Source organism: Stutzerimonas stutzeri (assembly GCF_024448715.1).
In the GTDB taxonomy this organism is placed as follows: domain Bacteria; phylum Pseudomonadota; class Gammaproteobacteria; order Pseudomonadales; family Pseudomonadaceae; genus Stutzerimonas; species Stutzerimonas stutzeri_AR.
The window spans coordinates 53,384-66,845 of the sequence record NZ_JAMOHZ010000001.1; the positions used below are offsets into that span (position 1 = coordinate 53,384).

General features: G+C 61.9%; 11 protein-coding genes. All 11 read right to left on the reverse strand.

What is annotated here, in order from left to right; genetic code table 11:
* Positions 1-411: 411 nt before the first annotated feature.
* The 11 genes from NAV33_RS00245 to NAV33_RS00295 all read right to left on the reverse strand — a co-directional run bounded on the left by NAV33_RS00245 (position 412) and on the right by NAV33_RS00295 (position 13,436).
* Entirely contained in the window at positions 412-1,902 is a 1,491-nt protein-coding gene (locus tag NAV33_RS00245; RefSeq protein ID WP_255975707.1) for a sigma-54 interaction domain-containing protein, read from the reverse strand.
* A gap of 90 nt (positions 1,903-1,992) precedes the next feature.
* Positions 1,993-3,360, reverse strand: a complete 1,368-nt coding sequence (locus NAV33_RS00250; protein ID WP_255975709.1) for a TRAP transporter large permease — start codon at positions 3,358-3,360, stop codon at positions 1,993-1,995.
* 16 nt (positions 3,361-3,376) lie between these two features.
* Positions 3,377-3,991: a TRAP transporter small permease subunit gene (locus tag NAV33_RS00255; RefSeq protein ID WP_255975711.1), complete on the reverse strand. Its 615-nt coding sequence runs from the start codon at positions 3,989-3,991 to the stop codon at positions 3,377-3,379.
* A gap of 199 nt (positions 3,992-4,190) precedes the next feature.
* Positions 4,191-5,276, reverse strand: coding sequence for a TRAP transporter substrate-binding protein (locus NAV33_RS00260; protein WP_255975713.1), 1,086 nt, complete (start codon positions 5,274-5,276; stop codon positions 4,191-4,193).
* Positions 5,277-5,816: 540 nt separating this feature from the next.
* Positions 5,817-6,212 carry a MerR family transcriptional regulator gene (locus tag NAV33_RS00265; protein WP_255975715.1) on the reverse strand — a complete coding sequence of 132 codons (396 nt, stop codon included), beginning with the start codon at positions 6,210-6,212 and terminating at the stop codon, positions 5,817-5,819.
* A gap of 128 nt (positions 6,213-6,340) precedes the next feature.
* Positions 6,341-6,967 (reverse strand): CoA transferase subunit B, encoded by a 627-nt coding sequence (locus NAV33_RS00270; RefSeq protein ID WP_255975717.1) that lies wholly within the window; start codon positions 6,965-6,967, stop codon positions 6,341-6,343.
* Between the two features lie 2 nt (positions 6,968-6,969).
* Positions 6,970-7,665, reverse strand: a complete 696-nt coding sequence (locus NAV33_RS00275; RefSeq protein ID WP_255975719.1) for a CoA transferase subunit A — start codon at positions 7,663-7,665, stop codon at positions 6,970-6,972.
* Between the two features lie 48 nt (positions 7,666-7,713).
* On the reverse strand, positions 7,714-8,616 hold the full coding sequence (locus tag NAV33_RS00280) for a hydroxymethylglutaryl-CoA lyase (RefSeq protein WP_255975721.1): 903 nt from the start codon (positions 8,614-8,616) through the stop codon (positions 7,714-7,716).
* Between the two features lie 134 nt (positions 8,617-8,750).
* Positions 8,751-10,736, reverse strand: a complete 1,986-nt coding sequence (locus NAV33_RS00285; RefSeq protein ID WP_255975723.1) for an acetyl/propionyl/methylcrotonyl-CoA carboxylase subunit alpha — start codon at positions 10,734-10,736, stop codon at positions 8,751-8,753.
* 259 nt (positions 10,737-10,995) lie between these two features.
* Complete coding sequence (locus NAV33_RS00290; protein WP_255975725.1) at positions 10,996-11,793, reverse strand: gamma-carboxygeranoyl-CoA hydratase; 798 nt, start codon at positions 11,791-11,793, stop codon at positions 10,996-10,998.
* Between the two features lie 35 nt (positions 11,794-11,828).
* Positions 11,829-13,436 carry a carboxyl transferase domain-containing protein gene (locus NAV33_RS00295; protein ID WP_255975727.1) on the reverse strand — a complete coding sequence of 536 codons (1,608 nt, stop codon included), beginning with the start codon at positions 13,434-13,436 and terminating at the stop codon, positions 11,829-11,831.
* Between the last annotated feature and the right edge of the window lie 26 nt (positions 13,437-13,462).

Sequence of the window (13,462 nt, forward strand, 5' to 3'; positions counted from 1 at the left end):
GGTCAGCGTCACACCTTATGAAATGGAACGATGCCTTATGACTGTGCCGGCCAGCCGGCCGTGGTCGGGCGAATGGTCGCCTCGCGGCAATCAAAAAGGATTCCGCCATGAATGAATTTTTCCGTCAGTTCCGCATTGCCCAGCGCGTCTGGGTGCTTACGTTCGGTCTTGGATGGTCGTGCTGTTCACGTTGTGGATGGTGACGAGCCTGCAGCGAGGTCTTACCGAGGAGAAATTGGCAGCAATAGATGCCGCTTTCACGACCGTGGCGCCAGCGCTGAACTGCGCCAATTGGCACAGGCGCTTGGCCACATGGAGCGCCTGAAGGCCTGACGGAGAATGGGCTGCGGCCGACGCTCGGCCGCGGAAGCCTCCGGTTGTGGTGGTGTCATTGGAGGCGCTTTGCCTCGATTACCGCTCGCTCAACCCATGCAACTGCAGCTTCGAATACAGGCTTGCGCGGGAAATGCCGAGTTCTGTCGCGGCGCGACGGCGGTTGCCTTTGCAGGCGAGCAGGGCGTGTTGCAGCGCACGGCGTTCGGCCTGGGCAACGCTTTCGGCAAGCCGCTGCAATGGCGTCGCTTCCTGGGCGGGTAGCGGTTCGATGGTGATGGGCATGGCTGCCGGTGTGGACGGCGTGGCGCTGGCGTTCTGTTCGCCGAGTAATGGCAACAGGTGCTGTGCATCGAGCGCCGGGCCGTCGGCGTTCAACTGGGCGCGTTCGAGCAGATTGCTCAGCTCACGAACGTTGCCGCGCCAGGGTTGGCTGCAAAGCAGCGCCACGGCGGCGGGGGCGAGCTCCATCGGTGCTTGGCCGGAGCGATTGGCGATGTCGTCGAGCAGGTGCTCAAGCACGGCGGGAATATCGCTCGCGCGCTCGCGCAATGGCGGCACCTTGAGCGCGAGCACGTTGAGGCGGTAGTAGAGGTCGTCGCGAAACTGTCCGGCGGCGACTTTGGCTTCCAGATCTATATGCGTGGCGGCGATGACCCGCACATTGAGCGGCTTGACCTGGTTGGAACCCAGCGGCTCGATCTCCTGCTCCTGCAGCACACGCAGAAGCTTGGCCTGCAGAGGCAATGGCAGATCGCCGATCTCATCGAGGAACAGGGTGCCGCCATTGGCGACTTCGAACTTGCCGATGCGTGCCTTGCGATCCGCGCCAGTGAAGGCGCCTGGTGCGGTGCCGAACAGTTCGGCTTCGACCAGTGTTTCCGGAATCGCTGCGACGTTCACCGCAACGAAGGGACCATTGGCGCGTGGCGACAGGTTGTGGATGCCTTGGGCCAACAGTTCCTTGCCGGTGCCGGTTTCGCCGCGAATCAATACCGTGGCGTCGAGCTGGGCGGCACGACGCGCCTGGCGCTTGACCTCGCTGGCGGCTGGACTGGTGCCGATGAAGCCGGCAATGGTGTAGCGAGCACGGCGAGCCTTGGCCAATTCATTCTGAGTGGCGAGCAACTGGTTTTGCAGCGTTGTGAATTTGCTCATCAACGGCTTGAGATGCCGTGCGCGATCGAACAGAACGAAACCCAATGCGCCGACCAGCGTGCCGTCCTCGTCGCGCAGCGGAATGCGAGTGACGACGAAATGCTCGTCACCAAAAGCCATGAGGTCGAGCATGCTCGGCTGGCCGTTTTCCATCACCTCGCGAAGGCGGCTGGCTGGGAGGACTTCTTCGACTTCCTTGCCGAGCACGCTGCGTGGATCGCTGATGCCTATCTTTTCGGCGTACTTGTCGTTGATCCAGACGATACGTGCCTGGCGGTTGACGGCGATGGTCCCTTCGCATTGAGCGTTGAGGTGATCGAACAACAGCGGCATCGCCACGGCGCGAAAGCGCTCCGGAGAAACGCCGATGGTCAGGCCGTTGTGGTCGAGGTCGTTGCGTGCTATCGCCATGGGCAGAGCAATCCGATTGGGTTCGGCCGATTATGGAAGGCGCCGGCTGCCTCGGGCAAGGCAGCCGGACGGAGACGCGATCAGCTGGTTTTAGCGCGCGTAGATTTCATTGGGCAACCACGTCGCCAGCGGCGCGAAGAAAAACACCAGAGCCAGGGCGAGCAGCTGGATCAGGATGTACGGCAGCACGCCAAGGTAGATATCCGAAGTGGTCACACCCGGTGGGCAGACACCTTTGATGTAGAACAGCGAGAAGCCTACCGGAGGCGTCAGGAAGGAGGTCTGCAGGCACATTGCGAAGAGAATCGCGAACCACAGCGGATCGACGCCCATGGAGAACAGTACCGGCGCTACCAGCGGCAGGACGATCAGAGTGATTTCCACCCAGTCCAGGAAGAATCCCAGCAGGAAGGTGATGAACAGCACCGTGAGCAATACGCCGGTCTGGCCGAACGGTAATCCGGTGAGCGCATCGCGGATCACATCGTCTCCACCCAGACCGCGCAGCACGGCGGCGAACACCGTGGCGCCTATGAAGATGCCGAAGATGAAGGCCGAGGTGCGGCTGGTCTGGTAGAGCGCATCCTTGAAAACGCTCATGTTCAGCTTGCGACTGCAGGCAGCCATCAATATCGCGCCGAACGCGCCGACGGCGGACGCTTCGGTGGTGGTGGCGATGCCGAAGAAAATCGAGCCGAGTACCGCAAGGATCAGCGCGAACGGCGGAACCACGGCCCAGAATACGTCGAGCAGCGCACGTGCATCGAGCTTTTGACGGTTGGCCGGCGCGGGTGCGAAGTCTTTCTTCACCCAGGCTATGACGACGATATAGAGAATGTACATCAGCGCCAGCATGAGGCCTGGAATCAGCGCGCCCATGAACAGCTTGCCCACCGAAGCCTCGGAAGTACCGAGACGATCGGCCATCAGTACCAGCATGATGCTCGGCGGAATGATGATGCCCAGCGTGCCGACCGAGCAGGCGGTGCCGACCGCGAGGCTCTTGTTGTACTTGGCTTGCAGCATCGGTCCGATCGAAAGCATGCCCAGCAGCGCTACCGAGGCGCCGACGATACCGGTGGAGGCGGCAAGCAGAATGCCCACCAGCACCACGGTGATTGCGTATCCGCCGCGCAATGGCCCGAGGACCCGCACCAGACTGTGCATCAAGCGCTCAGCGATGCCGGACCGGTCGAGCATGATGCCCATGAAGATGAACAGCGGCAGCGCCACCATCAACTCGTTGGCGACAATGCCGTAGATGCGTGCATCCAGCACGCCGATAGTGCCATCCCAGGTAAACCAGAGATCGGCATCGAAGTGTTCGACCATCACATGGCCGAGCACGGCAAACAGCAACCCGATGCCGGCCAACGACCAGGCCACCGGAAAGCCAAGCAGCAGAAGCACCATGAACGTAGCGAACATGCTGATGACGAGGATTTGTTCCAGACCCATGATTACGGCTTCTCCATCAGGGCTGCGAATGACCGCGACCGCGGTTATTCGTGGGGGCCGTAATGGCCCGTGGGAAATTGAACAGCAGCGTGCTGCAGCGCGTGGCCTTGGAGAACAGAGCCAGAGCCAGCAGCATCAAGCCCAGCGGCAATACGCTCTTGAAGATGAAGCGATGCGGCAGACCGCTCGGCGCTTGCGAGCGCTCGCTATAGACGAACGCGTGATAAGCGAAGGGAATCAGCGCGTCGACCATCAGCACAACGATTGGCAAGGCAAGGAACACGATGCCCAGCAACTCGATGATGGTCCGGCTGCGCAGGGTGAATTTCTCGCTCAGCACATCGACCCGCACGTGATCGTCGCGCACCACGGCGTATGCCAGGGCGAGCAACACCGCGGCGCCAAACAGGTGCCAGGACAGCTCTTCTAGCGCAATGGAGCCGCGCGTCAGCACGAAGCGGCTGAACACATTGGTCAGCACCACCAGCAGGCACAGCACCCAGAGCCAGGCGCTGAGTTCGCCGATGGTGATCATGGTCTTGTCCAGCCACCAGGAAAGTTTGTTGTGCGGCAGCCCATCCGCGTTAGCGGCGGGCACTGCGTCGTTGGGGGAAACGGAATGAACGGACACGGCCACCTCGGCAAACCGGTACTAGGGAAAAGAGGGGCACGGCCGTCGCCGTGCCCCTGATGGCCTGTGTGGTTAGCTGCTTTTCAAGTTCGCGCCTGCAGGCTGATATGGCTTTGCCTGCTGCGTTTACGTTCAAACGTAGGCATCCGAATTTGACTAACTGAACTAGCCACACAGGCCACTAGGCTCAGCGGAGCTATCAGTCGTACTGGTAGTAGTCGCGCGGCAGGTAACCCTTGCCGTGCCAAATGGAGTGGTGCTTCATGAAGGCGCGCTGGCTGGTCAGGACGCGGTTGAACATTTCGTCCCCGGCGGCGATTTCGTCGAGCACTTCATTGGTCACGCGCTCCAGCTCACGCAGCACTTCTTCCGGCAGTACCTGGGCTTTTACGCCTTGCTTTTCGTACTCGCGCAGAGCTGTTGGCTGGGCCCATTCGCTTTCGGCGAAGCCTTTGAGCGTGGCGGATTCGCAACCCATCTCGATCAGCGCGCGACTTTGCGGCTCCAGCTTGTCCCACACGCCTTTGTTAACCAGCAAATGCGAGGTCGTCAGGGTCTGGTGCCAGCCGGGCATGATGTAGTTCTTGATGATCTGGTCGAGGCCCAGCATCTTGTCGATCGCGGGTTGCGAGAACTCGGTGGCGTCGATGATTTTGCGTTCCAGCGCCTGATAGATCTCGCCACCGGGGATCATCGTGACCGAGGCGCCAAGCTTCTCGAGTACCTTGCCGCCGATGCCGGCAAAGCGGATGCGCAGGCCGTCGATGTCCTCCAGCTTCTCGATCGGCTTGGCGAACCAACCGGCGCCCTCTGGGCCGATGATGCTGCACAGCATCGGATGAATGTTGCGTTCGGCGTAGATTTCTTCGAGCAGCTTCTTGCCGTCGCCTTCGTAATACCAGGCCAGGTAGGCCGGCGGTTCCATGTTGAACGGAGCCCCGGAATACAGCGGAAGCGACGCGATGGTGCCTTGGTCATAACCGATCCAGGTGTAGCCTGCCGGATACTTGCCATTGCTCACCGCATCCATGATTTCGAACGGCGGTACCAACTCGCCGGGCTCGTAGTAGCGCAGCTGGATATCGCCGCCGGAAATGGCTTTTAGCGATTCGGATAGATGCTTGACCGGCGTGGTCAGGCCAACGAGGTGCGAGGGGAACGCCAGCGGCACCTGCCAGCGGATCTTCTCGGTCGCCATCGCGTTACCGCTAACCAGCGTGGCGCTGAGGAGGGTGGTTGCGCCGATGGCGCAAGCGAGACGGGACAGCTTTTTCTTTACAGACATTGCAGGTTTCCTTGTTTTTGTTGTTTTAGTAACCAGAAGAGTTGCGGCCCGGTGCGGTGACGCAGCCGGAAGGCGGAAGAACGACATCCGGTCGTATCCGCCAGGTGTTTCTGGCCTCTAGCCCTTATCGCTTAGCAGGTTCTGTGCCTGACTCTAAAAAAATGCTGCAACCCGCGTTTTAGAGGCGTTTCGGCTAATTGGCCGAGACGCCGGTGTCCAGCTCGATGGACACTCGTATGGGTTGTCTTTAGCAATGTCCAGAACGCTGGAAACCTGTCTGGCTTTTTGGACGATTAAGGTGGGATAGGCGCGGAGGTTGGTCAGAAGCCGGCGTGCTGGTGTCGGCGAGGTGGCTGCGAACGGCCCGAATTGCAAGCAACCTCGCTCCTGCGAAAGGCCAAGCGACGTTCGCGTTTGTTGGCTGTGTTTGTATGCATCCAGTAACCATGCCGCACAGGATTGTAGGAGCGAGCTTGCTCGCGAACCGGCGGCGTGTAAGAGCCTACGAAAGTGCGTGCGGGGCTGTCGGCATGGTCGGGGTCAGCTTGCTTCTTTGCCCATGGTCGCCTTCAGAGCGGTGAGGCAGCGCTCTTCGGCAGTATCCAGCTCCAGCTGCATTTGCTGGATATCCAACTGCTGCTGCTCGAGCTGCTGGCGTCGCTCGGTGATCATGCCGAGCATGATATTCAGCTGCTTCTGGTTGCCGGCCTTGGGATCGTAGAGTTCGATCAGGGTTTTGCATTCGGCGAGCGAAAAACCCAGACGCTTGCCACGCAGGATGAGCTTGAGGGCGACGCGATCCTTGGGGGTATAGACGCGCTCTTGGCCGCGTCGCGTCGGCGAGAGCATGCCCTGTTCTTCATAAAAGCGAATGGCTCGGGTGGTGATATCGAGCTCGTTGGCCAGATCGGAAATGCTGAAGGTCTGCTTTGCCATTAAGTATCCAGTCTTGCGTGTTCATCGCGGCTCGTGGCGAGCCGGGGTTTGTCGTTCTGTAGTTGTCGAGCAAGGCTACATGCGGCCGGACGCTATGCACAGTGGCGTCGGGCCAGCGTCTAGCCGGCTCAGCGGCGAATCGGGCAACCGGTGGCTTCCTGAAGCGCCTCGAAACTCACCCCATCGGCGAGCTCCACAAGTTTCAAGCCCTGTTCGGTCACGTCCAGCACGCCCAGGTCGGTGATGATCCGGTCGACCACGCCGACGCCGGTCAGCGGCAGGTCGCACTGTTTGATGATCTTATGAGCGCCCTTTGCGGTGTGCTCCATCAGCACGACGACGCGCTTGACCCCGGCCACCAGATCCATCGCGCCGCCCATGCCCTTGACCATCTTGCCGGGGATCATCCAATTAGCCAGATCGCCCGCCTCGGACACCTGCATGGCGCCAAGAATCGCGAGGTTGATGTGACCGCCGCGAATCATGCCGAAACTCATCGCGTTATCGAAAAAGGCGCTGCCGGGCAGGGCGGTGACGGTCTGCTTGCCGGCATTGATCAGGTCCGGGTCGATCTCGTCTTCGGTCGGAAACGGGCCAATACCGAGCAGACCGTTCTCGCTCTGCAGCCATACGTCCATGCCGTCCGGGATGTAGTTGGCAACAAGAGTCGGCAGGCCGATGCCGAGGTTGACGTAGAAGCCGTCCTGCAATTCCTGCGCGGCGCGTTGCGCCATCTGTTCGCGTGTCCAGGCCATGATCAGCTCCTCACCGTACGCTTTTCGATGCGCTTCTCGGCGTTCGGGTTGTGGATAATGCGCTGCACGTAGATGCCCGGCAGATGGATCTGGTCAGGGTCCAGCTCGCCGGTTTCGACCAGTTCGTCGACCTCCACCACGCAGACCTTTCCAGCCATTGCCGCGAGCGGATTGAAGTTGCGCGCGGTCTTGTTGAATACCAGATTGCCGGCCTTGTCGGCTTTGTAGGCCTTGACCAGGGCGATGTCGGCGGGGAGCGACTCTTCCATCACGTACCAGTCACCATTGAACTGGCGGGTTTCTTTGCCTTCGGCGATCAACGTGCCGTAGCCGGTGCGGGTATAGAACGCGGGAATGCCGGAGCCGGCAGCGCGCAGCTTTTCGGCGAGGGTGCCTTGCGGGGTAAATTCGAGCTCCAGCTCTCCGGCGAGATACTGGCGCTCGAACTCCTTGTTTTCGCCCACGTAGGAAGAAATCATCTTGCGCACCTGCCGCGACTCCAGCAGTAGGCCGAGGCCGAAACCGTCCACGCCCGCGTTGTTGCTGATCACCGTTAGGTCTTTCGTGCCGGTGTCACGCAGCGCCGCGATCAGCGCCTCGGGAATGCCACACAGACCGAAGCCGCCGACGGCAAGGGTCATGCCGTCCTCGACCAAACCGTCGAGCGCCTGCTGGGCGTTGGGATAGATCTTGTTCATGTAGGCCTCTTGTTTTTCATATGGCTACTTGTTCGATCAGGTTTGCCATCATTCTGCACTCAAACGCGCCCCTGCAACCCGCGAGCCGTTGCGTCGACCCAGTACGTCACTGATGCGTTGCCCCGCGGCAACCAGCGCGTCCAGATCGATACCCGTCTCGATGCCCAGCCCATTGAGCATGTAAAGCACGTCTTCGCTGGCAACGTTGCCGCTGGCGCCTTTGGCGTACGGGCAGCCACCGAGCCCGGCGACTGAGCTGTCGAACGTGCAGATGCCTTCGAGCAGGCTGGCATAGATATTCGCCAATGCCTGGCCGTAGGTATCGTGAAAGTGTCCGGCGAGCTTGTCGCGCGGGACTTCACGGCTGACGATCTCGAACAACTGGCGGGTCTTGCCAGGCGTGCCGGTTCCGATGGTGTCACCCAGGGAAACCTCGTAGCAGCCCATGGCGAATAATTCGCGCGCGACGTGGGCGACGCGCCGCGGATCGATTTCACCTTCATAGGGGCAGCCGAGCACGCAGGACACGTAACCGCGCACCTGAATGCCGTTCTCGCGCGCCGCCGCCATCAGCGGAGCGAAGCGCGCCAGGCTCTCATCGATGGAACAATTGATGTTCTTCTGCGAAAAGGCTTCGGAGGCGGCGCCGAACACCGCGACTTCGCTGACCCCTGCTGCAATGGCCGCTTCGAGGCCTTTCAGATTCGGCGTCAGCGCCGCATAGGTCACGCCGGGCTTCTGCCTGATCTGCCCGAAGACTTCGGCCGAGCCGGCCATCTGCGGCACCCATTTGGGCGACACGAAGCTGCCGACCTCGATGTATTGCAAGCCGGCAGCGCTGAGATCGTCCACCAGCCGCACCTTGTCGGCGATGCTGATGGGCTGCTTTTCGTTCTGCAGGCCGTCGCGGGGGCCGACTTCTACCAAGCGGACGTGTTTGGGCAGGGTCATAAATGCTCCATGGGGCGGGCGTCGTAGCGTCTTCACCTGTTTTGTTAGTTTTCTGGTGGGCTGAAGCCCACCCTACAAAAGCTGTCTGGCGTAGGGTGGGCAACGCTCTGCTTCACCCTACGGTTCGTTCGGCTTCAAGCTTCTTCCATCTCCAGCAATACCGAGCCTTCGTTGACCATATCGCCTTCGGCGCAGAACAGGCTCTTGACCGCGCCGGCCTGCTGCGCACGGATGCTGTGCTCCATCTTCATCGCTTCCAGCACGACCAGTGTGGCACCAGCCTCGACGCTCTGCCCGGGCTCGACCAGTACCCGAACGATGCTGCCGTTCATGGGTGCGGTCAGGCCGCCATGATGCTGGTGGTTGGCCTCGGCTTCGGCGATGGGGTCGAACGCCGTCACGGCTTGCAGCTCGCCGTTCCATTCCAGATAAAGAGTTCGGCCCTGGCGAATCGCCTTCGGCCTGCGCAGGGCTTGTGTAGGAGCGAGCTTGCTCGCGAAAGTAGATTCGGCGGACCTCGCAGTGTCGGCTTCGCGAGCAAGCTCGCTCCTACGTAAAGCGGCTTCTGTGTTGTTTTCGACGCGCACAGTCCGGCTTTCGCCGTTGCACTTCAGATGCAAGCCGATTTGCGCCGGCATGCCGAAGCGCAGACCGGCGCGACTGGCCCAGGGCGAATAGGCGTCATCGTCTCGGACCCGGGCCGGCTCGGACTGCACGAAGCGTTCGCCAGCCAGCTGCCAGAATTCATTGGCCAGTTCGCCAGGTTTGCGCATCAGCTCGGCTTCGTGACGGGGAATGAAACCGGTGTCCAGCTCCGCCGCCGCGAAGGCAGGGTGGCCGACCACGCGACGCAGGAAGGCGAGGTTGGTGCGCACGCCGCCAATGTAGGTTTCATCGAGCATGGCTAACAGGCGCAGCCGCGCTTCCTCGCGGTTCTCGCCCCAGGCGATCAGCTTGCCGAGCATGGGGTCGTAGAAGGGCGAGACCGTGTCGCCTTCGGCCACGCCGCTATCGACGCGACGGCCGGCGCCAGCGGCCGCCTCACGGTACAAATCGAGGGTGCCGGTAGCGGGCAGGAAGTCGTTATCCGGGTCTTCCGCATACAGCCGCACCTCGATGGCGTGGCCGTTCAGCGGCACCTGCTGTTGGGTGATCGGCAGCGGTTCGCCACGGGCGACGCGGATCTGCCAGGCGACCAGATCGAGGCCGGTGATGGATTCGGTGACCGGATGCTCGACCTGCAGGCGCGTGTTCATCTCCATGAAGAAGAATTCGCCGCGGGCGTCGAGCAGAAATTCCACGGTGCCTGCGCCGACATAACCGATGGCCTGCGCGGCCTTGACCGCCGCTTCGCCCATGGCGCGGCGCAGCTCCGGCGAGAGGCCCGGTGCCGGAGCTTCTTCGACGACTTTCTGATGACGCCGCTGGATCGAGCAGTCGCGTTCGTTGAGATAGAGACAGTTGCCGTGCTGGTCAGCGAATACCTGAATCTCCACGTGGCGAGGCTTGAGCACGTACTTCTCGACCAGCATCCGTGAGTCGCCGAACGAGGACTGCGCTTCACGTTGGGCCGATTGCAGCGCTTCGGCCAGATCGGCTTCGCGCTCGACGACCTTCATGCCCTTACCGCCGCCGCCTGCGGTGGCCTTGAGCAGTACCGGGTAGCCGATCCGCTGCGCAGCAGCGCGAAAAGTTTCCACGTCCTGGGCTTCGCCGTGATAGCCGGGCACCAATGGCACGCCGGCCGTTTCCATCAGCGCCTTGGCGGCGGATTTGCTGCCCATGGCGTCGATGGCCGAGGCGGGTGGGCCGAGGAAGATCAGTCCGGCGTCTTCAATGGCTCGGGCGAACTCAGCGTTCTCGGAAAGGAAGCCATAGCCGGGGTGGATTGCCTGAGCACCGCTTGCCTTGGCGGCGGCGATCAGTTTGTCGATTCGCAGGTAGCTTTCAGCCGGCTTGGCGCCGCCGAGATCGATGCGGATGTCGGCTTCGCGGGAATGCCGTGCGTCGCGGTCGATGGCGCTGTGCACGGCGACGGTGGTCAGGCCCATGGCCCTGGCGGTGCGCATCACGCGACAGGCGATCTCGCCGCGGTTGGCGACCAGGAGGGTGGTTATCATTGTTGTGGCTCCTGCGTAGCCTTGAGTATGTTTCCCCTCACCCTGGCCCTCTCCCCAGAGGGGCGAGGGGATGACGGAGTGAGGCGGGGTAATGGTGTGGTTTGGCGATTGCTGGCTCGCCTGGATGATGTGGCAAGGCGGATGTCGCGGCCTTCGCCGCGGGCTGGCCTCGTGGTCCAGACGCTGCACGAACCAACCCCCTCGCCCCTTTGGGAAGAGGGCTGGGGAGAGGGGGCGGAATTCCAGACGAACCCGGACATCAAGCGTCCCCCAACCAAGCCGGTTTGCGCTTTTCCAGAAAGGCGTTCAACCCTTCCTGGCCCTCTGGGCTGACGCGGATACGCGCAATGGTGTTTTCGGTGTAGCGGCGCAGGGCAGGGCTGAGCGAGCCGCTGCTGGCTTCACGCAGCAGATCCTTGCTGGCACGCATGGCCTGTGGGCTGTTGAGCAGAAGGTTGCCGATCCAGCTGTTGAGGCTGTCGTCCAGCTCGGCCGCGGCATAAGTTTCGGACAGCAGGCCAAGCTCACGCGCCCGCTCGCCGCTGAAACGCTCACCCGTCATGGCATAACGGCGCGTGGCGCGTTCGCCGATGGCCTTGACTACGAAGGGGCTGATCACCGCCGGCGCCAGGCCGATGCGCACTTCCGAGAGCGACAGCTGCGCGTCGTGAGCGCCGATGGCCATGTCGCAACAGGCGATCAAACCGACGGCACCGCCGAAGGCTGCGCCTTGCACCACCGCCAGCGTCGGTAATTTGAGGTGGTAGAGGCTGTACATCAGTTCGGCCAGCTCACGGGCGTCGCCGAGGTTGGCATCGAAATCCAGCTTGGCCGACTGCTGCATCCAGGCGAGGTCGGCGCCCGCCGAGAAATGCTGGCCGCGACCGCGCAATAACAGGAAGCGCAGGCTTTTGTCCGCCTGTATCTGATCTATGGCGAGCACCAGCTCGCGAATCATCTCGGCGTTAAAGGCATTGTTCTTTTCCGGGCGGTTGAGCCAGAGCGTGGCGAAGCCGCGCGGGTTTTTGCTCAGTTCGATGGTCTGAAAATCGGTCATCTGCTTCTCCTGTAGAAGCCAATCGCTGGCTGGCTTCACATCCGGAATACGCCAAATCGGGTCGGCTCGATCGGCGCGTTGAGGCTGGCCGAGATCGCCAGGCCCAGCACGTCACGCGTCTGTGCCGGATCAATCACGCCGTCGTCCCACAGCCGTGCACTGGAATAGTAGGGATGCCCCTGGCGCTCGTACTGTTCGAGAATCGGCTGCTTAAGCTCTGCTTCCGCTTCATCGGAAAAAGACTGCCCGCTGCGCTCGGCCTGTTCGCGCTTGACCTGCACCAGCACGCCAGCGGCCTGCTCGCCGCCCATCACGCCGATGCGCGCGTTGGGCCACATCCACAGAAAACGCGGGTCGTAGGCGCGACCGCACATGCCGTAGTTGCCCGCACCGAAACTGCCGCCAATGACCACCGTGAACTTCGGCACCTGAGCGCAGGCCACGGCAGTGACCAGCTTGGCGCCGTGTTTGGCGATGCCACCGGTCTCGTACTTCTGCCCGACCATGAAACCGGTGATGTTTTGCAGGAACAACAACGGAATGCCGCGCTGGCAGGCCAGTTCGATAAAGTGCGCGCCTTTTTGTGCAGCCTCGGCGAAGAGGATGCCGTTGTTCGCCAGGATCGCGATCGGGTAGCCATGCAATGTGGCGAAGCCGCAAACCAGCGTGGTGCCGAACAGGGCCTTGAATTCATCGAATTCGCTGCCATCCACCAGTCGCGCGATCACTTCGCGTACGTCATAGGGCTGCTTGGATTGCACAGGGATCACGCCGTAGAGCTCGTCCGCGGCATATAGCGGTGCCCGCGGCTGACGAGCCTGCAATTGGCCGAGTTTCTGCCAATTGAGGTTAGCCACGCAGCGGCGGGCGATGGCCAGCGCGTGTTCGTCGTTTTCGGCGTAATGGTCGGCAACGCCGGAGGTCTTGCAGTGCACGTCGGCGCCGCCCAGGTCCTCGGCGGTCACCACTTCACCGGTGGCGGCTTTGACCAGCGGCGGGCCGGCGAGAAAGATGGTCGCCTGGTTGCGCACCATGATGGTTTCATCCGCCATCGCCGGCACATAGGCCCCGCCGGCAGTGCAGGAGCCCATCACCACGGCCAGCTGCGGGATGCCCATGGCGCTCATGTTGGCCTGGTTGAAGAAGATGCGGCCAAAGTGCTCGCGGTCGGGGAATACCTCGTCCTGACGCGGCAGGTTGGCGCCGCCGGAATCCACCAGATAAATGCATGGCAGACGATTCTGCTGGGCGATGGCCTGGGCGCGCAGGTGCTTTTTCACGCTGAGCGGGTAGTAGCTGCCGCCTTTTACCGTCGCATCGTTGGCGATGATCATGCATTCGACGCCTTCGACCCGACCAATACCGGCGACCACGCCAGCGGCGGCGACGTCTTCACCGTAGACCTCGTAAGCGGCCAGCGGCGCAACTTCGAGAAAGGCCGAACCGGAGTCGAGGAGAGCGTTGATGCGGTCACGCACCAGTAGTTTGCCGCGTGCAACATGGCGTTGCTGGGCCTTTTCGCCGCCGCCTTCGCTGACCTTGCCGAGCAAGGCGCGCAGGTTTTCGACCTGTTCCTGCATCGCGCCGCGGTTGGTCGCGAATTCCGGCGAGCGGGGGTTGATTTGGGTGTTCAGGATGGCCATGTTCGGCTCCGGTTCAATCCGTGGGG